Below are 21,379 nucleotides of genomic sequence, written 5' to 3'. Positions count from 1 at the left end.
GGGGTGAGATCGCCGTGAAATTGGTCTTAGTGGCTGTGCCACTTAGACCAAGGCTCAGCTTTGAGATTCGTGTACTTTGCGAAGCTCAAAGTGACGCCCACAGCGAGCTCACCCCGAACCACGCAGTGGAAGTTACGGCCAAGATACGGGAGCACAGCGAGCCTGCCCACCACACGCAACGCAGATCGCGGCCAAGATATAGAAACCTCAGTCAAACCGCAGGGCAAAATTGAAAACATTTTAGACGCAGCACGAGCAGAAACGAAAATAAACAAAGGATCTGACTAACGCCTTGATCAGTTTTTTCATGAAAGGAATACCGAGATGACCACTGATCGGCCGTTTGCAGCTAGTGATAATGTGATTTCACCGCGGCGATGTCATAACTTCTTCGCAGGGCTGTAACTTTCTCGTAAAGGTTCGCGTGCTATAATTCCAAAGTAATAAGTCATGGGAGTGTACAATTTGAAAAAACGTAATCGCACATTATTCGTAGGCGCAGCCGTGCTTTTGTTAGCCGGTCCAGTGATGGCTCAAGTCGGAACCGTTCACGCTGATTCGATCTCAGAAGCGCAGTCCGCAATTTCCAGTAATCAAGCTAAAAAAGAAAAGTTGATTGCCCAAATGAATGAACTCCAGAGTAAAGTGTGGAGTTTGGATAAAAAAGTCGTTGCCAAAAATCAGGCGATCGCCAAAGTAACTGATGATATTGCTGCTTCGCAAACGCGTTTGGATCAAATCGCGGGTGAGATCACAGTAACGACCAAGGAATTGAAAAATCGCCGGACGATTTTGAAGAATCAATTGATCGAATTACAGAAACAATCCAGTAATAGTGTTTCCGGCAATGTTTATGTTGATTTTGTTTTAAGCAGTGATGGGTTTACCGAATTATTATCGCGGTCGTTCGCGGTGAGCAAATTAAATAAGGCCAATCAGGAAGCCATGGCCGCGGTTCAGGAATCTGAGAATAAATTGAAGGATCTGAAGCAGGAGCAAGACGCTAAGCAACAGGCTTTAGTCGCCAGCAAAGCGCAATTGGTCAATGATAAAGCCGACTTAGTTACCGCCCAAAAGGCCGCTAATGTTGCAGTCAACAACTTACAAGCCGAAGTGACAGCTAATCAAGATCTTTTGGAAAACTTGCAGGTCACTTTGAAGTCCGCTGTTTCCACGGCGGCGCAAGAAAAGGCTAACGCGGCAGCGGCCGCAGCGGCGGAGACGGCACGTAAAGCAGCGGTAAAAGCTAGTACGGTCACGACAAGTACGAACAGCAGTACCGGGAGTACCAGTAACAGTGGCAGCAACAATGTTGGTTCAGGTTCTAGTAGTACGGCTTCTGGAACACCAAATGTGACCCATACCAGCAACAACCCTTATGCTTGGGGTCAGTGTACTTGGTACGCTTATGCCCGTTCCGGTTGGGCTGGCGGTAGCTGGGGCAATGGCGCCGATTGGGGCAATAGCGCGCGGGCGGCTGGCTTTACTGTCAACCACACGCCGGCAGCTGGTGCGATCGTTAGTTTTGCCGCTGGTCAATCCGTCGGCGGTCAGTGGACTGCTGACGGACAGTATGGTCATGTGGCCTACGTCGAATCCTATAACGCTGCGGCCGGGACGATCACGATCTCGCAAGGCGGCATGGGCTTTTCTTCACCAGGTGGTCCTAATCTTCAGACCATCAGCAATGTTGGCGCCTACACGTACGTCCATAGCCCTTACTAGGTCAAAATAAACCACTGGATCAGTGCTAGTTTGGCTAATAGCAAGTAAGTTTATAAAAAATAGAATCGTTGGGTCCACTACGGGCGGCCAATTGTTTGGTCGGTCGTGGTCGAGGACTTGACGGTTCTTTTTGTGCGCTTGTTACCAAACTGTAATATATGTCACATGAACTTCGGCCGCGTGTAACAATTGTGTAACCTTTATCATGCTATAATGAAATCCTTGATGAAGTTATGGGAGTGTTCAATTGATGAAGAAGCGGACAGGGCAGTTAATTCGAGTTTTAACGGTAGTTCTTTTAGCAAGTTCGGCAGTAGCACAAGCAACGACGGTCAGCGCGACCACGATCGATTCAGAACGGTCGCAACTAGCGCAGGGCAAGTCACAGAAGCAGAACTTGGCAGCGCAACTGGAAACATTACAAAGCAAAGTCTGGGGTTACGACAAGCAGGTCGTCGCTAAAAATCAGGCGATCACCCAGGCGGAAGATGCGATCACAGCCTCACAAAAGCGGCTTCAAGTCATTGCCACTAAAATCGACACAACGACCACGAAACTTAAAAATCGCCGGTCTGTTTTGAAGGAACAGTTGATCCAATTACAGAAGCAATCAACATCTAGCGTTTCTGGGAACATCTATGTTGATTTTATTTTCAGCAGTGATAACCTCAGCGAATTATTCTCACGGACGCTGACCGTGGGCAAACTCAACCAAGCTAATCAACAGGCGATGGCTGCAGTCAGCGAATCCAAGGCTGAATTGGTCAGCTTGAAGGACGAGCAAGATCAAAAGCAAAAGGGTCTGGTGGTCAATAAAGCTAAATTAGTTACGGAAAAAACAGCGCTGGTCAAGGCGCAACAACAAGCTCAAGGCGCGGTCACCAACTTACAGACGAAGATCGCCGCTAATCAGGATCTCTTAGAGAACTTACAAGTTAGTTTACAAACCGCGACAGCTGCGCAAAAGGCGGCTGCTAAAAAAGTTGTCGCGCAACCGCTGGCAACTACGCCTAATGTTAATGCTGGCCGTCCCTCAGTCAATCATTCTGGCGCTAACCCATACGCTTGGGGCCAATGTACTTGGTATGCTTATCAACGTTCAGGCTGGGCTGGCGGTCATTGGGGCAATGGTGGTCAATGGGGCTACAGCGCTCGGGCAGCAGGTTTTACAGTCAATAATACGCCAGCCGCTGGTGCGATCGTTAGTTTTGGCGGCGGTCAATTGGTCGGTAACTGGGTAGCAGCGCCAGGCTACGGTCATGTTGCCTACGTCGAATCTTATAATGCGGCGACCGGGACGATCACGATCTCGCAAGGCGGCATGGGCTTCGGCTCGCCCGCAGGTCCTAATCTGCAAACTATCGGGAATGTCGGCGCTTATACTTATATCCACAGCCCTTACTAAGTGTTGCCCGGTCTCCCGTTCAGCTTCAATTCATCAGCAAACAATACCAATAAATGATCTGTGACCTCGGCCTGAATTGGACCGAGGTCTTTTCAATGCCGTCCGTGCCGTAATAAATGATAAGATTTTTAATCAGAAAAGCAATGTAAACGGTTGATTAGGATCAAGTCAAGCTAATATTAAAACTTTTTTTAAAGAAAAATGGTAATCAGATCGTTGCTATAATAGGCTTTCTGGCGAAATGTTACACTAACGTAATATAAGTCACATGAACTTTGACTCGCTGTAACCATCGTGTAATAGTCCGCATGCTATAATGCGACTTGTAATTAAGTTATGGGAGTGTACAAACTTTGAAGAAAATAACAAAACGTATTGCGGTTACCGCAGCAGCTTTGCTTTTAGCAGCGCCAACATTTATGGGCGTCAGTTCAGTTAGCGCCGACGAAGTTTCCAACGCGCAAAGCTCGATCGCCAGTAAGAAGAGTGCCAACAATGATTTGTTGTCCCAATTGAGTGAGCAACAAAATCAGGTCGCGAAATTATCCAATGCGGTCTCCAACAAAGTGTTGGCAATCAATGCGGCTAATGATAAGATCGTCACGATCGAAGGCGCGATCAAGAAATCTGATCAAGAGATCACCGTGGCCAAGAAAGAATTAAAGAATCGTAAGTCCGTTTTACGCGAACAACTGAAATCATTACAAAACGAGTCTTCAAATAGTGTGACCGGTAATGTTTACGTTGACTTCGTGTTGAGCGCTGATTCTTTGAGCGAGGCTTTATCACGTTCAGTCGCTGTTCGTAGCCTGAATACAGCGAACAAAGACGCCATGGACGCGGTCAATGAAAGCAAGGCCAGCATTGAGACTTTGCGGACGAAGCAAGCTGACCAGAAGTCAAGTTTGGTTGCGACCAAAGCAAAGTTAGTGACTGAAAAAGCAAGCTTAGATTCACAAAAAGATTCCGCGCAAGCAGCACAAGCTGCTTTGGCTAAGAAGATCGATGACAACAAAGCAGAAATCGCAAAATTGCAAAGTGACGTGGCTGCTGCGGCCGCCGCTGCTACTTCCCGTGTTGCGACGACAACGGCAACGACTCGAAATTCAACAGCAACTGTGAAAACAGCGCAAAGTAGCAACAATTCAGCCCCTTCTGTTGTTGGTGGCACGATCGCTTCGAACGCGGCTAAGTACATTGGTGTTCCTTATGTCTGGGGCGGTACTTCACCAGCAGGCTTTGACTGTTCTGGTTTGATCTATTACGCAGCTGCGCAAGCAGGGATTTCATTACCACGGACTTCTGAAGCAATGAGTCGTCTCGGTTCTTACGTGTCAGTCGGTAGCTTACAAGCCGGCGACCTGGTCTTCTGGGGCGGCGTTGGGTCCGCTTATCACGTTGGCGTTTACGTTGGCGGTGGTCGGTATATTCATTCACCAGCACCTGGCCAAAGCGTCACTTCCCAGTCGGTCAGTGGTTGGGCGCCATCATTTGGCAAACGGCTTTAATTTAAGCGCTAGTATTAGTTGCGACAACCCATAACTTAAGTTTTGACTTGATTACGACATCGTCTTTTGGGGCGGTGTCTTTTCTATATATTAGTCAAGAGAAAGTTGATTTCTGCGACCTTCTCTTTTTTTATTTCTGATGATTCTATTGATTTGGCTTTAGGCTGCTGTGTCAAAAATGGTTGGCCCGGTTTATAATGGGATCGTAAGGTACCGATAGTAAACAATTAAAAACACCTGGAAAGGTCAGCTATTTTCATGGTTAAATATTTAGCGCTTCTTTTCTTGATGGCACTTGTGCTGATGTGCCTTGGCTTTAAGAAACAAAACAAAGTAATGTTACGGCTATCGATATTCGTCTTGATCTTATTGATCCTAGTTGTCATCTGGCTAGTATTCGTGCTTATTCCATCGATGTAAGCCCAGAGATATGTATCTGGAGAATGTAGCGGAATCACTTTTAACGAAGCCGCAAGCTCGACGGGGATTTCTGGCTTTTGGGTCAAGGACCGCCGAAAATAAAGCGCTTCGTTTTTCCATGCAGTAAATTGTTAAATACGGTATAATGGAAGCTGTAACATTGGATCGAGATGCACGCTTGGAGGTTGGGACAATGTCACCAAGTCAGGAAAATTATTTAAAAGCGATCTATGAGTTGAATCATGATCAACGCAAGATCACAAATAAAAACATCGCGGATATTCTGCAGGTCAGCGCGCCCTCAGTTACAGAGATGTTGACGAGTTTGGCCAAAGAAAAGTTGGTCAGCCACACACCTTATAACGAGATCTCACTGACTGACAAAGGGCGGGAGATCGCCACGAATCTGGTGCGACGACATCGGATCTGGGAAGTTTTTCTGCATGATAAGTTGAATTACAATATCGGTGAGGTCCATGAGGCGGCTGATGTGCTGGAACATGCGACTGATGGGATGTTGATCCAGCGTTTGAATGACTATTTGGATCAGCCTGAACGGTGTCCTCATGGTGGGATCATTCCCGGAAATGCCGAGGAGACAGATTCAAATGATCAGGTCTTGGTCGATATCGATGATGGTACGGTGGTTCAGATCAAGCGGGTGATCGATAATCATGAGTTTCTGTCATATTATCAGAATTTAGGTCTGCCGTTAGGGACGGAAATGACAGTTTTACGGCACGAACCATTTGAAGGGCCGATCGTCGTGCGGACCAGCGCCGGCGCAACGATCCCGGTCAGTTTTAAATCAGCTAGTTATATTTTTGTCAATAAAATCGCGACACCGGAGGCCTGATCGGCGCCGGTCCTTGCTTGTGCCGGCTAGTCTGGCGCAAGCATTTTTTCATTGATGGCCACTTAGCTGCTCTGGATCTCGCTGGGGATCAAGACATCGGGGCGTCGCGCTGAAAATAGTTTTGCAGCGTTATTTTGCGCAACAAGTCCAGTGGTCAAAGGGACCAAATGAAATTTAATTTTTTCTTCACTTTTTCTATTGACAGTCGGGCTTAAGTCTTGTAAAGTAGCGGCATTGGCTTAGTTCTCAAGACGTGCAGGTTGGCCTAGGATAAATGAAATGACCTGTTTGACTTGCAGGAGAGCTTTTTTTCATGCGGTGGCGCGCGTGGGCAGAAAGGCCAAGGGATAGTTATGCTGGAGGAAGATAAAATGCGGTTAAATGCAAAAAAGCGGAGCGCGATCTCAATGGCCGGTCTATTGATCACCATTGGGATCGTTTATGGTGATATTGGCACCTCGCCGCTATATGTTATGAAGACGATCATTAGCGATAATGGTGGTTTGAATACAGCTTCGCGCTCGATGATCTTGGGCAGTATTTCATTGATTTTTTGGACGGTGATGTTGCTGACGACGATCAAGTATGTCTTGATCGCCTTGAAGGCCACTAATCATGGTGAGGGTGGGATCTTCTCACTCTACGCCTTGGTGCGGCGGCGGAAAAAATGGTTGATCTATCCGGCTTTGATCGGTGGCGCGGCTTTATTGGCGGATGGGATGTTGACCCCGGCTGTCACAGTCACGACGGCGATCGAAGGGTTAAAAGGGATCCAATTCAATGGTTGGGAACCGGTCAAAACGCAAAAAGAAGTCATCCTTATTACGGTGATCATTCTTTCTTTCCTATTTATAATTCAACGTTTTGGGACCACGGCGATCGGGCGCGCCTTTGGTCCGATCATGTTTTTCTGGTTCCTTTTTCTCGGTGTTAGTGGTTTTCTCCATATGACTGCGGATTTCTCGATCCTGCGGGCTTTAAATCCCTATTACGCGATCAATTTATTGTTCTTCAATCCTGATAATCATGTGGGTGTCTTCATCCTCGGCAGTGTCTTTCTGGCGACCACCGGGGCTGAGGCGCTGTATTCTGACGTTGGTCACGTTGGTCGGGTCAATATCTATGGTAGTTGGCCCTTTGTCTTTGTTAGCTTGATGTTGAATTATCTAGGCCAAGGGGTCTGGGTCATGAACAATGCTAATAACGCTGCTTTTGCCAAGGATCCGACTTTCAATCCGTTTTTCGAGATGTTGCCGGGAGACTGGCGTTTGATCGGGATCGTTTTGGCGACGCTGGCCGCGATCATTGCCTCGCAAGCGCTGATCACCGGTTCTTATACGTTGGTTTCCGAAGCCGTTCGTTTGAAATTTTTCCCACGGATGAAAATCGTTTATCCAACAGAAAAACATGGGCAGATCTACATTCCTTTGGTCAATAATATTTTATGGATCGCCTGCTTAGGGATCATCGCTTATTTCCAGACCTCTTCGCATATGGAAGCGGCTTATGGTTTAGCGATCACGGTCACGATGCTGATGACCACTTTGCTGTTGTACCAATTCTTACGATTACGCCATGTTAAATTGGTTTGGGCAGCTTTGATGGTCGTCTTCTTCGGGATCATTGAAGGGATGTTTCTGGTCTCGTCACTGGTCAAATTTGTCCACGGTGGCTACGTGACCGCGATCATCGCTGGGGTGATCTTACTGGTGATGTATATCTGGTATTATGGCAATCGGATCCGCGATCGCGAAGAATATCGCTCCGCTTATGTTTGCTTGGATGATTATAAGGATCAATTAAGTCGCCTGAGCAATGACGAAGGCCTGCCTACTTATTCCGATAATGTGGTCTACATGGCGAAGGTCAAGCCCGGCAATCAAATCAAGCGGGAAATGATGTATTCGATCTTGGATAAGCGGCCAAAACGAGCTAAAGCCTACTGGTTTGTTACCGTCAATGTGACGGATGAACCGTATACCGCGGAATATAGTGTTGACACACTGGGTACTCGTAATGTGATCAATGTTCAGCTTTATCTAGGTTTCCGTCGCGAGCAACGGGTCAATGTTTATCTCCGGGCGATCGTTCATGAAATGATCGAACGTGGTCAGATCGACCCACAACCGAAGAAATACACAACGATCGTTGGCCGGGATGTCGGTGATTTCAGTTTTGTTATTGTTCAAGATGTCATCTCACCAGCGACGCAGATCAAGTCGTTTGAGCGAACGATGATCCAAATGCGGGTCGGGTTACAGAATATTACCAGCAATCCGGCTTCATGGTTCGGCTTGGAATTCGCGGATGTGGTCGTTGAAAAAGTGCCGCTGATTTTGGGTAAATCAAACAAAATCAGTTTGCGGTACTTGGATGAAGATGAAGCGGCGGTCCGCTACGACAAGATCCATCCGGAAGCGGCCAAACCAGCGCATCATCACCATCATCATGAACACGATAGCATTACCGGCGAGCCTGAGCACACCGCCGAACGGCACCAGCTCCCACAGACGGATGATCAAAAAAAGTACGACGATCAATAAATCAATGATCTGATGACTCCAAGCATCGCTGCAAAATCCCCGCGACTGCACAGCGTGATCGATTGGGAGTTTGTCATTACTTTAGCATTCAGAAAAATCAGTTTACAAAAAGGCCGCTGGGCGAACAGCGACCTTTTTGCTTTGGGTTGTAAATTGGTTAGAATTTTGGAGCCAGATTTGATTTAGCGTTTCGGGAAGTGAGCCAGACCAACATTGCCGCCTAACTCTTCTTCGATCCGCAGGAATTGATTGTACTTCTCGACCCGTTCACTCCGCGCCATTGAGCCTGTCTTGATTTGACCGGCATTCATGGCGACCGCGAAGTCAGCGATGAAAGTATCGCCAGTTTCTCCCGAACGATGGGAGATCATTGTGGTATAGCCATTTGCCCGGGCCATCTTGATCGTGTCGATCGTTTCGGTGACGGTGCCGATCTGATTCAGCTTGATCAGGATCGAGTTAGCAACCCCTTTATCAATGCCTTCCTTGAAGATCTTAGGATTGGTGACAAAAATATCGTCGCCGATCAGTTGGATCTGTTTGCCTTGAACCTCGGTTTGCTTCTTGAACCCATCCCAGTCATGTTCGGAGAAACCATCTTCGATGGAGATCAGCGCTGGATATTCCGCGACTAATTTTTGGTAGTAGACCAAGAGTTCGTCTGAATCCAGTTCTTTGCCTTCAAAACTGTATTTGTGCGTTTCGTCGGAGTAGAATTCGCTAGAAGCGGGGTCAATGGCAATGCCGATCTCACTACCAGGCTCGTAGCCGGCTGCTTTGATGGCGCGGTACAACATTTCGATGGCTTCTTCAGTGCTACCTAATTTCGGCGCAAAGCCACCTTCATCGCCAACCGCAGTTTCATAGCCTTCTTTGGCTAAAACCTTCTTCAAAGTATGATAAATGTTGGCAATTTTTTCCATACCATCCCGGAAGCTGGTGCGCTCGATCGGGGTGATCAGAAATTCTTGAACAGCGATGCCGGAGTCGGCATGAACACCACCGTTGATCACATTGAAGAACGGTTGCGGCAATTCCAGATCAACGCCACCTAAGTAACGATACAATGGCAAATGTTTGCTAGCAGCAGCTGCGCGGGCCGTCGCCATTGAGACACCTAAGATCGCGTTGGCGCCAAGACGAGCCTTGTTGGGCGTGCCATCTAAGTCGATCATGATTTTATCGATTTCCGCTTGTTGGCAAGGATCTTGGCCGATCAACGCTTTTTTGATTTTACTATTAACATTGGCGACCGCCTTGAGAACGCCTTTGCCCAGCAAACGAGTACCGCCATCACGCAGCTCAACAGCCTCACGATCGCCAGTAGAAGCGCCAGAAGGAACCTCTGCTCGGCCTAAAGTACCGTCGGATAAAATCACATCGGCTTCGATCGTCGGATTGCCCCGCGAATCGAAGATCTCTCGTGCCTTCACATTTTCAATTACAACTGTCATGCTATTTCCCCCTTATTTTTTGGTGCGCCGATCCTACCAAAAGCATAAAAAGACGCCTGCTTAGACAAACGAACTAATCCACGTAGGACGTGGTCGATTAGATCATCTAAGCAGGCGCCATCAGCTTTATCGCAGTTATCGGGAGCACCATCCCGTTCATTCGCTTCTAAATTACCACGTTTTTCACGAGATGTAAAATAAAGGGGCTTATCCTAGGAATAAGTAAGAAGAAGTTCGATCACCAGCACTTCGGACTAAAGGCAAGCTTAACTAGTCAGGTTCGCGAGCTAACTAATTTAAGCTGGGCCATTGTCGCTAGGACTAACGCGGAATAAAAAAGAATGCAACCGTTCGTTTTTTTGGTGCTACGTTCTTTCGTAAGGGAATTCGAGACTAGTGACTCAGATCGAATTGGATCTGTTGGACCCGTTGTGTCAGCGTTTGATCTTGGGTGAAAATCGTTTCATTAGGCGTGCCCAACTGGTCGTGATTTTGCCACCAAGCGGCCAGCTCACGCCGACCAAACGCAGTAGCATTAGGACGTAATTCGTGGCGCTGCACGGTTACTGAAAAAGGCAGATCAAAATAATAAACCAGCGCAGGTCGCGGAAAAGTCGCGCTGATATCAAGCAGCATCTCCCGGTAAACAGAAGACTTGAGGATCCCTTCTAAGATCACATACTGACAGTGTCGCTGCCCAAAAGCAGCCAGATCACGGATCAATTCAAGCGCCAAATTACCAGTATGGTCCGGCGCATGCAACATATCGCGACGCACGACATCTTGGGAGATCAAAAGCGTCTGAGCCGGCTGAAGCGCCAACTGTAACTGTTGCGCCGTGGTCGTTTTACCACTGGCCGAGTTTCCGCGAATGATGATCAATCTCGCTGACATGGCTGCCACTTCTTTCTTGAAATATTTCGGAGCGCTGACCGACAGTGAGGCCGTCTAAAATAATAACGCTGAGGATCCGCATTGAGAGCAACCACTGGTGACCGAGCAAGCAAGACCACCATCTGCGAAGCGCACCGCAGCTGAGCCACTCACCAGCTCGCTCCAAAAAGTAAAACCCTAAATGCTCTTAAATCAGCATTCAGGGTTATTAGTGAGACTTTAAGACTGCAAGATCAGTCGTTAAATCAAGCCGCTTGCCGGATTTGAACCGGCGACCCCCACCTTACCATGGTGGTGCTCTACCTGCTGAGCTAAAGCGGCAATGTTAACAGGCACAAGTAAAATCATACCGAGAAATGCGAGGGTTGTCAATATCTTTTCCAGCGAATTTATCGTGATCGCCGATCAAGGGCGCTTTTCCCAAGAATGATTGCTTACAAAAAACGCCTTTTAAGAATAACCACGACTTGCAACCACTCGTTTCATTGTATACTGGTTATATCGGAAGTAGAAATCAGTGAGGTGAGCTCGATATGGAGATCAGGTTGTTGCGTTATTTTTGGACGGTGGCGACGGAGCAGAATATTTCCCAGGCGGCCAAAGCATTGCATATTACTCAACCGACTTTGAGTCGTCAGATCCATGAATTGGAGGCGGAAGTGGGCGAGCCATTGTTTGACCGGCAACATAAGCGCTTGATGCTGACACAGGCGGGATTATTTTTGAAGGAGCGGGCCGCGGAGATCCTTCAATTGGATCAGCAGCTGGAAGAGGCGTTACGCCAGAAACAACAGCAACAATTAAGCGGTAGTTTTACGATCGGTTGTGTCGAGGCAGATAACTCGGATACTTTGGCTTTGATGTTGGAGGAGTTGGTCAGCGATTATCCCCAAGTTCATTTTGAATTGGTCGCGGCGACCAGCGATGAGATCAGTGACCGGTTGGAAAAGGGCTTGCTTGATTTAGCGATTTTATTGGAACCGGTGATGACCAAGACTTTTGAGACATTGACCTTACCCCGAGAAGAACGTTGGGGACTGCTGGTTTCAAAAAGTAATTTTTTGGCGCAAAAAACAACGATCCAAGCCGCTGATCTGCTTGGCACCCCCTTGCTTTGTACCAGCCGCGAACCAGTCCAACAACTGATCAGCGCTTTTGCTGGGGTGCCTTTTTCAAAATTGAACGTGGTCGGGACCTATAATTTAAGTTTCAATGTGTTCCCCTTAGTTGCCCATGACGTGGGGGCGGCCGTCACGATCGCGGGGGCGGTGACGGATCGATTAGGCGCTGATCTGGTTTTTGTTCCTTTGGCGCCCGCGATCAAGACGCATTGTATTCTGGCTTGGAAGTCACGGCTACACACACCAGTAGTGGCTGAGTTGATTCGTCGCTTCAAACATGCTTTTGAAGCATGATGGGCGATTTTTTAAGTATTGGTAATTAGGCCAGGGTGGCTGTACGATGAACCTATCGACGGCTGTCCGGGCTTTTTTTATTGAAACGGACTTAGCACAACTGCGGTTCCCACTTGGCTACGCAATTGTTTCGATGGCACCAGGCCATTTCCTAAAAAGGTGGTTGAGTTGAGAGCCGAGGTCAAAACGTGGCAGTACCCATTATTTTGTGAAGGAGGTGGCTGATGGCGGCTGTTGTGATTTATTTTTCCCATGCTGGCGAAAATTTTGTTAGTGGCGCGATCAAAGCATTGACGATAGGCAACACAGCGGTGCTCGCTGAAAAGATCGGCCAACGCCTGGACGCGCCCTTGCAAGAAATACAGCCGTTAGAGCCCTATGCGACTGACTACGAAAAGACACTGGCGCGAAGTCAGCAGGAACTGTTGTCTGCCCAATGTGTGGTCTGGCGACCAATGACTGTTGGATCAGTATCCGCTAGGTCGATATTTCTCGGCTTTCCGGTCTGGTGGGGGACTTTGCCCCAGATCGTCAGCACTTATTTGCAAAGTCAGGATTGGCAGGATCGGTGGCTTTTCCCTTTTTGTACGCATGAGGGTAGCGGCTGTGGCGATAGTGATCAACGTTTAGCACAACTGTGCCCGGGCGCCAAGCTCCTACCAACATTGGCGATCCGAGGCGGCCGTGTACAACGTGCTGATTTGGCCCTTGCCAATTGGTTGGCTGTTTGTCAGCAAACGATTAAAAAAATGGAGGTATCACCAATGTCAGAAATTAAAAACGAAGCAGTTGAAAATGGCGTGATTTTTCCCCGCGGCGCCAAGAATGACGCTTATGCCCAATACTTTATAGGCCAAAGTTATTTAGCAAATTTGGTCGCTGATCCCGCGGTCAATGTGGGGGTCGGTAATGTTACCTTTTCGCCAGGTTGTCGCAATAATTGGCATATCCATCATCAAGGTTACCAGATTTTATTGGTCACTGGCGGTGAAGGCTGGTATCAGGAAGCGGGACAACCAGCGCGACGTCTTCATCCCGGTGATGTGGTCGTTACTCATGATGGCGTCAAGCACTGGCATGGCGCGACCAAGGATAGCTGGTTCTCACATATTGCGATCACGACGGGCACGCCAGAATGGCTGGAGCCAGTTTCCGTGGAACAATACGCCAGCCTTGATGACTGATCAACTAGGTCCAATTCGTTATAGCCAGTTGACTAAAAAATAACCCGTTGTTTTTTTGAACGAGCGGCTGGTGCAATTGGCCAAAGTTGGTTGAGCTAGGCCCGGTATCAAAAAATCAACAAACGGATCGCAATGATCGCAACGATATTTAGCGCTAGTTCGAGTAATGATTTTGAACAATAGCGTGATTCTGTTTGATCATTGCACCGGATAAAGAAAGATATGATGGAGGTAAATAGAATGGCAAAAAAACAAACAGCAGGTCGCGATAATCTCGGTGAGTTCGCGCCGAAGTTCGCGGAACTCAATGATGATGTCCTTTTCGGTCAAGTCTGGTCACGAGAAGCGGAAATGTCCGCTCATGATCGCAGCTTGATCACTTGCGCCGCACTTTTGGCGATGGGCGCACCGCAATTAGCGGATCACCTAAAAATCGCCCAACAAAACGGCGTGACCAAACAAGAGGTGGTTGAACTGATCACTCACCTGGCGTTTTACGCTGGCTGGCCGAAAGCATGGTCAGCTTTCAATCTTGCTAAAAAAGTTTATGGCGAAGATTAGCAGCGCAAAAGTAGTCAAAGCAACTAATGTTTTACGGTGCCTCCTTGTCCCGTATTTGCGTGGGCAAGGGGCTTTTTTGTGGTCAATTGATAACATGTTCAACTCTCAACCAGATATCCTGCGGAACGGTACCGGTATTGGAATAAGTGGTCAGCCACACAAGACCAAGCGCCTTTTTGGGGAGATGACGTGTCTGATCATTGACTGTGCTAAAATAACCTCAAGGGGGCTGAGCAGATGAGCGATGAGTTGAGACATTTTGCGCCGGTCAATTTTGGGGAGATAAAGGCACAACAGCAAGCTTGGGATGAGTTCGCGCCCGAGTATTATCAAGTAGAACAGGACAGCACGATCGCCTATGTGCCCCAAGTGCTGGCCTATTTGCAGCGAGCACAGTTATTACCTGCAGCTGCGGTGCCGTTATTAGATCTCGGCGGTGGTACCGGACGCTTTGCTTTGCCCCTCGCGGCGTCAGGGGTCAAAGTCCATGTGGTCGATTTTTCGGCGGCGATGCTGGCGATCTTAGCAAAACGGTGGCAAAAGGCGCGCCAAGTTGGTCAACGTAAACAAACCGCGCAGTCCAAATGGGACGCGGCGACTGAGCATGGCAAGCAAACTGGGCCAACCGAACGAGTTACAGCAGCTAACATTTTGGCGGCGGCGAGGTCAACTGAGACCCAGCCAGCGGAGCGATTGACGTGGGAACAAGCCAGCTGGCAAAAACTGGTACAACAACGGGTTCGCTATCCGGTTGTTTTTGTCAGTATGTTGCCAGAGCTCTCCGTGATGTCATTGCGGCAAGTGAGCATGTTGGCCACGCAACGGCTGCTGGTATTGCGCTTGACTCAGGCGGAAGATGAGCTGTTGACGCCGCTACTGCGCCAACTAGCCTTGCCCCCAGAACGCCCCGAAGTCGATCCCCACTGCTTGGATCAGTATCAACGCGGCTTGACAGCGGATTTCGCGAAGATCCAGCAAGTCCATTTTGATTTTGTCAGTGAGGAAAAATTAACTGAATCAGAGTTATTGGCCTATTTGCACGACTATCCAGAAATGACTAGGGATAAATTGGCTCAAGCCCAGCAGGTGCTGGCACCCCACATCAATGCAGGTGAGTTAAGCTTACAGCAGCACTATCGCTTTTCCCTACTGGTTGCCCAGCGGCATTGCTGAGACTAGGCTTGAAGTGGCGGCTACTTTCAGATTTGGGTCGGTCGGGAATTCTGACTAGTCAATAGGAAAAAATGTCTATGCTTTTTTGAGAAAACGGTCTCATTCCCACTGATTTCGTGTTATATTTAAAGTATCTTATTTGATTCTTTTGGAGGCAGATCATGGCAATCGTTGTATTTGATTTTGGCGGGACTAGTGTGAAATATGGGGTCTGGGCCGCGGATGAACTAACGCGGCAGTCCGCTTTCACGACACCAGCGACTTGGACGGAAATGCAGGAAAAATTGCAGACGACTTTCACCGCGTTGAAAAACACAGTTGATACCGTCAATGGCGTTGCTTTCTCGTTACCTGGTGTGGTTGATAATGAAAAAGGCGAGATCAGGGGTGAAAGCGCGATCCCCTATATCCATAATTTTCCAATCAAGGCCGCTTTTTCAGAAATGTTTGGTGGGTTACCGATCGCGCTGGAAAATGACGCCAACTGCGCCGCCTTGGCGGAACTGTGGCAAGGTAGCGCCCAAGATGTCAATAACGCGTTGGTGATCGCGCTGGGCACGGGTATTGGCGGTTCGGTCATTGTCAATCGACAGTTGGTGCGCGGTCGTGATCTTGTTGGCGGCGAGTTCGGCTACATGAAATTAGGACCAGAATTGACTTGGAGTCAGATGGGGACAGTGGTCAATGCGGCTAATCGTTACAACACGCAGAATCCTGGAGGGATGCCAGTTACCGGCAAACAACTTTTTGATTTAGCGGCGGCCGGCGATGTGCTGGCGCAAAATGAGTTGAATAAATTCTATGACTACAATGCTCAGGGTCTGTTCAATCTGATCAGTAGTTTCAATCCTGATCGAATCATTTTGGCCGGTGGTGTTTCCGCTCGGAAGGATCTTCCCCAGATCTTGGCGACAAGGGTGAACCAGTTGTTGAAATGGGCGAGCTTGACTGCGGCGACAGTTGATATTCAGGTCAGCCGTTTTTCAAATGACGCGAACCTGATTGGCGCGGTGAAGAACTTCAAAGACTGGCATCCAGAAGTTACGTTGGCTTAGTTGGATCAGGAAGCTCGGGGCGTACGAGATGACAAAAGTGTTAGTTGATCGTTAGCCGGATTTCGTGCATGCAGACGTCTGCCTTGCTATAATCATCTTAGCATCAAGGTGATCGACAAGGGAGGCGTCTTTTTTGACCACACAAACAAGCCGACGATTGATCAATATCGTCACTGCGCTGGCCATGACTGGGATTGTCATTTTGACCATTTACTGGTGGCAGTTAGGGATCTTTCAAAATCAAACACTTTTACATGAATATTTAGCACAACGTCAAGTGGCCGGACCATTGTTATTTATCATCGTCCAGATCATCCAAGTCGTGATCCCGATCATTCCCGGGGGGATCAGTACGGCTGTCGGTGTGCTCTTGTTCGGACCGATCGCTGGATTTTTCTATAATTACATTGGGATCGCGATCGGTTCTTTCATTAGTTTCTTTTTGGCGCGGCATTATGGCAAAGATTTCATCTTGCATCTGATCCCAGAGAAGGCCTATCAAAAATATATCGATAAAACGAAAAATCAACGTTACTTTGACCGCTTCTTCGCGCTGGCGATTTTTCTACCCATGGCGCCAGATGATATTTTAGTGATGTTGGCGGGCTTGACCAAGATGACTTGGACGAAATTCGCTTTGATCATTATTTTCCTCAAACCGTTTACGATCGCGGCTTACAGCTATGTTTTACTTTATGGCAGTCAGTGGTTGCTGCGCCTGTTTTGAGCGACCCACTAACTAATTGAATAAATAATAAAGACGATCTGCGGAAAAATTGCAGATCGTCTTTTTGAAAACTTCTTTTCTAATAATAAGTGGTGTCTGTCGAGTAGCCTTGAAAATGTGCCAATAAAGTTGCTAGAGCTTACCATGAACCTCCTTACAATAGTTGACATGGACAACAACGCTGCTAATCACTGAATGTTTGTGGCCACAGGGCATTCAACCATTCGACCGCCAAGTCGGTCCAATGAGCCACATGCGCCTCTTGATGCATCGGCTGCCGTGCGGTAGCTTTGGTTGCTAGGGCCATTCCGTGCGGACCATGATGGAATAAATGGTATTCGACGGGAAGTTGCATTTTCACTAAGGTCGTGACGTAATCAAGCGCATTCAGCGGTGGAACGGCGCCATCCGTAGCCGTGTTCCAGACAAAAGTCGGTACATGTTGCGGCGTTAACCAATTTTTAGCTACGTAAAGGGCTGGGTCGGCGGCAATCTCGGGAAGCTCGGCGGCCGAATGCGGCCAACCCATCGTCAGGTCGGTGACAGGATAGCCGAGGATCAAGGCTTGACTGGTTAATTGTTGCCCGACCAAATGGTGTTCCTCAAGGAATTGCTGATTTTGCGGTAAATCGGCCAGTAGACTAGCCAATAAGCCACCAATTGAAAAGCCGGCCAAAACAGTTTTCGCTACATCAAGATGCCAAGCGGCGGCATGACTATGGATCGTCTGCAGCCCGTTGGCGAGATCTAGTAATGGCGCCGGCATCAGGGGTTGTTGATCAGCGCGAAAACGATAATCCATGTAGAAAGTCGAGAAGCCATGGTTATAAAAAGCTAGCGCGATATTATCGTCAACGTCGGATTCGATATGGGTCAACCCGCCCCCGGGGATGAAGAAAAGGATGGGCCATTGTTTTTGCGGCAAGTGTGGGCCTGGTTCGTGAATGAAACCGGTCAGGCGTAAAGGCTGGCCATCATGATGCTGGGTCGTGAAATCGAACTGGATTTTTTGCAAAGATGATCACTCCTTTGAGTTTTTTTAGCAAAATAAGGTAAAATAAAAAATAGTTAGGAAAAAACGAATCGAATTGGGCGCTACTTTTCAGGAAAGCTCTCTTAAAGCTAGGAGCGAGAAAATGATGAAATTAAGCGGGTCGCGAATTTATTTACGGCCCTTCCAAAATACAGATGGACCCCTGGTCAATAAACTAGGAACAACGCCACTCTATCACCAAACGGCTGGCTTTGCAATTGTCCGCAACGCTGGTGAATGTCAGCAAGTGTTGACGATTTTTCAACAACGTCCGGATAGTTTTGTGATCGTCCGGCGCGCTGATGAGCAACCAGTCGGCTTAGTCGAATTGAACCTGCGCGGGGTCGATCCTGCCAGTGGTCTTGATCGGACTAGAGAATTAGGATTTGTCCTATTACAGGAATATTGGGGTCAGGGTTTGATGACCGAAGCGCTACAAGTCCTGCTAGATTGGGCTTTTCCCCATTTAAATTTGACCGAAGTGTGGGCGGGACACTATGAAAACAATGAACGCTCAGCACGGCTTTTGCAGAAAATAGGCTTTGAATTTCGCTATGATGTCGCCTTGCCTTTCAAGTTTATTGAGCAAACCAATGAAAAATATTATTTGTTGACAGCCAATAGTTGGCAACGGTTACGGGAAAAAATGGACTTTCTTCATTAAAAAGCTGTGTTATACTGATTGTGAGTAAAATTTTATGGAGTGATTGGATGGCAGAGATGGATTCGTTTCAGCACAGACTGCAAGAACTTGAAAACAACCCCGATCTTCGTGTGATGCGCAGTACAAACAATGATCTGCCATTGGTGGACCAACATTTGGAACAGTATATCGTTTACACGGATTTTCATTTTGATCAGCGAAAGGAGAAAACAAATTCAATTTTCGTCTATACCCCGTGGATGAATCTGGATTCTCAAGGGCGGATCCGAACCGATTTTCAGAATCAGTTGCTGTTTGATTATGACGGTTGGCAAAAGCAGATCCACATTGCCGTACTGGAGACACTGGGGGCCGCATCTAAATTGGCCTTTTTCGATTATCAAAACCACGGGCTGGCGCAGCTGTCATTGGCGGCGTTGATCAAATTGGCCCGTCGTTTGGAGATCAAAAAGATCGACGCGTCATTGTCTTCTTTTGATGGTGGCGATGATTTTCAGCGGATCATTTACCTTTATCAAAAGGCTGGCTTCACCGTGGTCCAGCAAGATTTAACCAAAGGCTTGGCGACTTTCGAATATGAGCTTGATTGATCGGCGCATCAGTTTGTTGTAGCGAGCTTTGGGATCAGGCGCTGGTGCGGTATGGCCGGTATTTTTTGGCGGGCGGTCACGCTGATCATGGCTTAGTTTCGAAGTTGACTCTGAACTTTGCGGCGGTCAGGGGATCGCTAGAGTTGGCTCGTCTTGAAGAACAACACTGAAATTTGGAAATATGGCTAGTTGCCCTTGCTTTTTAACTCAAAAATGATACATTTAATGTAACAAACACGTTGAGGAAATCTATTGTCGAGTCAGAGAAACGGTGGTTGGTGCAAACCGTTGAGCGACATTTTCCAATTTCCTATGTGGGCGGCGAGGAGTCGCACGGCATGGCCGTTATTCAGTTGAGTGCAGACGCTATTAGTCTGAAATTGGGTGGTACCGCGAATGAAGTCAGTTCGTCCCTAGACAGGGATGGACTGTTTTTTTTGTACGCAATTTTGAAAGGAAGATCAGGATGTTAGATATTAAGTTGATTCGCCAAAAACCAGAATGGATCAAGGATAAATTGGCGTCACGCGGGGTCACCGCAGCGGAGATCGATGAATTGTTGGCGCTAGATACACAGCGACGGGAGAAAATCGTTGCTACGGAAGAGTTGAAGAAGCAACGTAACCAAGTTTCTGCTGAGATCGCCAAAGTCAAACGGGAACACGGCGATGCTAGTGCGCAGATCGCGGCGATGCGAGCAGTTGGCGATCAAATCAAAACATTAGATGCGGACTTGACGGATCTGGACGGTCAGGTTACGTATATCTTGGTACGGTTACCCAATATTCCTGCGGATGACGTTCCTGTCGGTCCCAATGAAGATTACAATCAAGAAGTGCGCAAATGGTCAACGCCACGGCAATTCGAATTTACCCCACAGGCTCACTGGGATCTGGGTGAAAAATTAGGTATTCTAGATTTCGAACGAGGGGCCAAAGTCGCCGGCACGCGCTTTGTCTACTATAAAGGACTTGGCGCGAAGCTAGAGCGGGCCTTGTACAATTTTATGTTGGACGAGCACAGTAAAGAAGGCTATCAAGAGGTGATCCCACCTTATTTGGTCAATAATGAGGCGATGTTTGGCACGAGCCAATTTCCTAAGTTCACTGAGGATGTTTATACGATCATCAATGAAGGCGAACCTTTGACCTTGATCCCGACTGCTGAAGTGCCGTTGACCAATTATTATAGTCACGAGATCCTTGACGAAGCGCAATTGCCAGTTTATTTGACCGCCTTGACGCCTTGTTTCCGTTCTGAGGCTGGTAGCGCCGGCCGTGATACGCGTGGTTTGATTCGACTGCATCAGTTCAATAAGGTGGAAATGGTCAAATATGTTAAGCCGGAGGACTCTTATCAGGAATTGGATAAGTTGACCGCTGATGCTGAAGATATTTTACGTAAATTGAATTTACCTTATCGCGTTATTGCGTTAGCTTCAGGGGACGCCAGCTTCTCTTCAGCCAAAACCTATGACCTTGAAGTTTGGATCCCGGCGCAAAACACTTATCGTGAGATCTCCAGCTGCTCAAATTGTACGGACTTTCAGGCACGGCGCGCGCAGATCCGTTATCGCGACGCCGAGGGTCAGGTCCACTTGGTCAACACCTTGAACGGATCTGGATTGGCAGTCGGCCGGACAGTAGCTGCGATTTTAGAAAACTATCAAAACGAAGATGGTTCGATCACGATTCCCGCAGCCTTGGTTCCTTATATGAATGGTGTAACGACGATCCCCGCTAAGTAAATTTAGGCAAGCTCAGCTAGCGCATCTTATCTAGACGCTACCTAAACTTGATTTCTGAAAAAGACTTGCCATTCTTGAAAATGGTGAGTTTTTTTATGGTCAAGATAGAGTTAAGACACGATTTTCCTGATTGAAAGTCAAGTTTCTTGTTGAGCATATCAGCACTACTGAGTAGAAGTAAGGCTTGTTACTATTAATTTTTTACGCTTTTTGTGAATAAGCGTTGGTAACTATCAGGAATGACATCGGGATTTTTTCATTTTTTTGGCTTTTTCGGTTGACGAAAGAGGCGTAAGTTGGTAAGATAGTTTGTGTTGCGAAATAGCAATTATCGAAGCGCTTCATTCGTTGTTCTAACAACCTTTTCTGAAAAAGTTGTTGACAAGAAAATGACCGCGTGCTAAGATATTAAAGTTGCTGTTGCG

Annotated in this window: 16 protein-coding genes, 1 tRNA gene, 2 pseudogenes and 1 riboswitch; of the genes and pseudogenes, 15 read left to right on the top strand and 4 right to left on the bottom strand. The window is 47.7% G+C overall.

Annotated elements, in window-relative coordinates:
• Positions 1 to 465: 465 nt before the first annotated feature.
• The 5 genes and pseudogenes from OCU21_RS11290 to OCU21_RS10630 form a co-directional block, all read left to right on the top strand.
• Entirely contained in the window at positions 466 to 1,725 is a 1,260-nt protein-coding gene (locus tag OCU21_RS11290) for a CHAP domain-containing protein (protein ID WP_309297214.1), read from the top strand.
• A gap of 250 nt (positions 1,726 to 1,975) precedes the next feature.
• Positions 1,976 to 3,130 (top strand): CHAP domain-containing protein, encoded by a 1,155-nt coding sequence (locus OCU21_RS11285; protein ID WP_309297213.1) that lies wholly within the window; start codon positions 1,976 to 1,978, stop codon positions 3,128 to 3,130.
• Positions 3,131 to 3,549: 419 nt separating this feature from the next.
• A complete protein-coding gene (locus OCU21_RS10640; RefSeq protein WP_373875490.1) occupies positions 3,550 to 4,638 on the top strand; it encodes a C40 family peptidase in 1,089 nt (362 codons plus the stop codon).
• A gap of 613 nt (positions 4,639 to 5,251) precedes the next feature.
• Positions 5,252 to 5,914 carry a metal-dependent transcriptional regulator gene (locus OCU21_RS10635; protein ID WP_261807382.1) on the top strand — a complete coding sequence of 221 codons (663 nt, stop codon included), beginning with the start codon at positions 5,252 to 5,254 and terminating at the stop codon, positions 5,912 to 5,914.
• A gap of 371 nt (positions 5,915 to 6,285) precedes the next feature.
• Positions 6,286 to 8,268: pseudogene (locus OCU21_RS10630) on the top strand (KUP/HAK/KT family potassium transporter); the annotation flags it as partial.
• Positions 8,269 to 8,639: 371 nt separating this feature from the next.
• Here OCU21_RS10630 and eno read toward each other — a convergent pair.
• From eno to OCU21_RS10615, 3 genes are all read right to left on the bottom strand, one after another.
• Entirely contained in the window at positions 8,640 to 9,911 is a 1,272-nt protein-coding gene (eno, locus tag OCU21_RS10625; RefSeq protein ID WP_261807381.1) for a phosphopyruvate hydratase, read from the bottom strand.
• A gap of 104 nt (positions 9,912 to 10,015) precedes the next feature.
• A riboswitch (Fluoride riboswitch) is annotated at positions 10,016 to 10,075 on the bottom strand.
• A 229-nt stretch (positions 10,076 to 10,304) separates the two neighbouring features.
• Positions 10,305 to 10,805, bottom strand: coding sequence for an AAA family ATPase (locus OCU21_RS10620; RefSeq protein WP_261807380.1), 501 nt, complete (start codon positions 10,803 to 10,805; stop codon positions 10,305 to 10,307).
• A gap of 248 nt (positions 10,806 to 11,053) precedes the next feature.
• Positions 11,054 to 11,126: transfer RNA gene (locus tag OCU21_RS10615), tRNA-Thr, on the bottom strand.
• A 212-nt stretch (positions 11,127 to 11,338) separates the two neighbouring features.
• Here OCU21_RS10615 and OCU21_RS10610 point away from each other — a divergent pair.
• The 7 genes and pseudogenes from OCU21_RS10610 (at position 11,339) to OCU21_RS10580 (ending at position 16,920) form a co-directional block, all read left to right on the top strand.
• Positions 11,339 to 12,220, top strand: a complete 882-nt coding sequence (locus OCU21_RS10610) for a LysR family transcriptional regulator (protein ID WP_261807379.1) — start codon at positions 11,339 to 11,341, stop codon at positions 12,218 to 12,220.
• Between the two features lie 224 nt (positions 12,221 to 12,444).
• Positions 12,445 to 12,909, top strand: a pseudogene (locus OCU21_RS10605) (flavodoxin); the annotation flags it as partial.
• Positions 12,910 to 12,984: 75 nt separating this feature from the next.
• A complete protein-coding gene (locus OCU21_RS10600; RefSeq protein WP_261807384.1) occupies positions 12,985 to 13,404 on the top strand; it encodes a cupin domain-containing protein in 420 nt (139 codons plus the stop codon).
• Positions 13,405 to 13,644: 240 nt separating this feature from the next.
• Positions 13,645 to 13,965 carry a carboxymuconolactone decarboxylase family protein gene (locus OCU21_RS10595; protein ID WP_261807378.1) on the top strand — a complete coding sequence of 107 codons (321 nt, stop codon included), beginning with the start codon at positions 13,645 to 13,647 and terminating at the stop codon, positions 13,963 to 13,965.
• Between the two features lie 237 nt (positions 13,966 to 14,202).
• The gene (locus OCU21_RS10590; RefSeq protein ID WP_261807377.1) at positions 14,203 to 15,138 is read left to right on the top strand and encodes a methyltransferase domain-containing protein; all 936 of its coding nucleotides are present in this window, start codon (positions 14,203 to 14,205) and stop codon (positions 15,136 to 15,138) included.
• Positions 15,139 to 15,299: 161 nt separating this feature from the next.
• Positions 15,300 to 16,193, top strand: a complete 894-nt coding sequence (locus tag OCU21_RS10585) for an ROK family protein (RefSeq protein ID WP_261807376.1) — start codon at positions 15,300 to 15,302, stop codon at positions 16,191 to 16,193.
• A gap of 133 nt (positions 16,194 to 16,326) precedes the next feature.
• Positions 16,327 to 16,920: a TVP38/TMEM64 family protein gene (locus tag OCU21_RS10580; RefSeq protein ID WP_261807375.1), complete on the top strand. Its 594-nt coding sequence runs from the start codon at positions 16,327 to 16,329 to the stop codon at positions 16,918 to 16,920.
• Positions 16,921 to 17,104: 184 nt separating this feature from the next.
• Here the strand turns inward: OCU21_RS10580 and OCU21_RS10575 are convergent, their stop codons facing one another.
• Entirely contained in the window at positions 17,105 to 17,935 is an 831-nt protein-coding gene (locus OCU21_RS10575; RefSeq protein WP_261807374.1) for a lp_1002 family arylesterase, read from the bottom strand.
• Positions 17,936 to 18,056: 121 nt separating this feature from the next.
• Here OCU21_RS10575 and OCU21_RS10570 point away from each other — a divergent pair, with 121 nt between their 5' ends.
• From OCU21_RS10570 to serS, 3 genes are all read left to right on the top strand, one after another.
• Positions 18,057 to 18,617, top strand: coding sequence for a GNAT family N-acetyltransferase (locus OCU21_RS10570; protein ID WP_261807373.1), 561 nt, complete (start codon positions 18,057 to 18,059; stop codon positions 18,615 to 18,617).
• A gap of 47 nt (positions 18,618 to 18,664) precedes the next feature.
• Positions 18,665 to 19,207, top strand: a complete 543-nt coding sequence (locus OCU21_RS10565) for a GNAT family N-acetyltransferase (protein WP_261807372.1) — start codon at positions 18,665 to 18,667, stop codon at positions 19,205 to 19,207.
• A gap of 466 nt (positions 19,208 to 19,673) precedes the next feature.
• On the top strand, positions 19,674 to 20,954 hold the full coding sequence (gene serS, locus OCU21_RS10560; RefSeq protein WP_261807371.1) for a serine--tRNA ligase: 1,281 nt from the start codon (positions 19,674 to 19,676) through the stop codon (positions 20,952 to 20,954).
• The last annotated feature ends 425 nt before the right edge of the window (positions 20,955 to 21,379 follow it).

Origin of the sequence: Lapidilactobacillus luobeiensis (assembly GCF_024345205.1) — a bacterium.
Classification (GTDB): Bacteria; Bacillota; Bacilli; order Lactobacillales; family Lactobacillaceae; genus Lapidilactobacillus; species Lapidilactobacillus luobeiensis.
This window is presented reverse-complemented; position numbering and strand designations above follow the sequence as displayed.

Coding starts and splice junctions, on each gene's coding strand:
- OCU21_RS11285 (WP_309297213.1), top strand. CDS start 1,976: ATGAAGAAGCGGACAGGGCAGTTAATTCGAGTTTTAACGGTAGTTCTT.
- OCU21_RS10640 (WP_373875490.1), top strand. CDS start 3,550: ATGGGCGTCAGTTCAGTTAGCGCCGACGAAGTTTCCAACGCGCAAAGC.
- OCU21_RS10635 (WP_261807382.1), top strand. CDS start 5,252: ATGTCACCAAGTCAGGAAAATTATTTAAAAGCGATCTATGAGTTGAAT.
- eno (WP_261807381.1), bottom strand. CDS start 9,911: ATGACAGTTGTAATTGAAAATGTGAAGGCACGAGAGATCTTCGATTCG.
- OCU21_RS10620 (WP_261807380.1), bottom strand. CDS start 10,805: ATGTCAGCGAGATTGATCATCATTCGCGGAAACTCGGCCAGTGGTAAA.
- OCU21_RS10610 (WP_261807379.1), top strand. CDS start 11,339: ATGGAGATCAGGTTGTTGCGTTATTTTTGGACGGTGGCGACGGAGCAG.
- OCU21_RS10600 (WP_261807384.1), top strand. CDS start 12,985: ATGTCAGAAATTAAAAACGAAGCAGTTGAAAATGGCGTGATTTTTCCC.
- OCU21_RS10595 (WP_261807378.1), top strand. CDS start 13,645: ATGGCAAAAAAACAAACAGCAGGTCGCGATAATCTCGGTGAGTTCGCG.
- OCU21_RS10590 (WP_261807377.1), top strand. CDS start 14,203: ATGAGCGATGAGTTGAGACATTTTGCGCCGGTCAATTTTGGGGAGATA.
- OCU21_RS10585 (WP_261807376.1), top strand. CDS start 15,300: ATGGCAATCGTTGTATTTGATTTTGGCGGGACTAGTGTGAAATATGGG.
- OCU21_RS10570 (WP_261807373.1), top strand. CDS start 18,057: ATGATGAAATTAAGCGGGTCGCGAATTTATTTACGGCCCTTCCAAAAT.
- OCU21_RS10565 (WP_261807372.1), top strand. CDS start 18,665: ATGGCAGAGATGGATTCGTTTCAGCACAGACTGCAAGAACTTGAAAAC.
- serS (WP_261807371.1), top strand. CDS start 19,674: ATGTTAGATATTAAGTTGATTCGCCAAAAACCAGAATGGATCAAGGAT.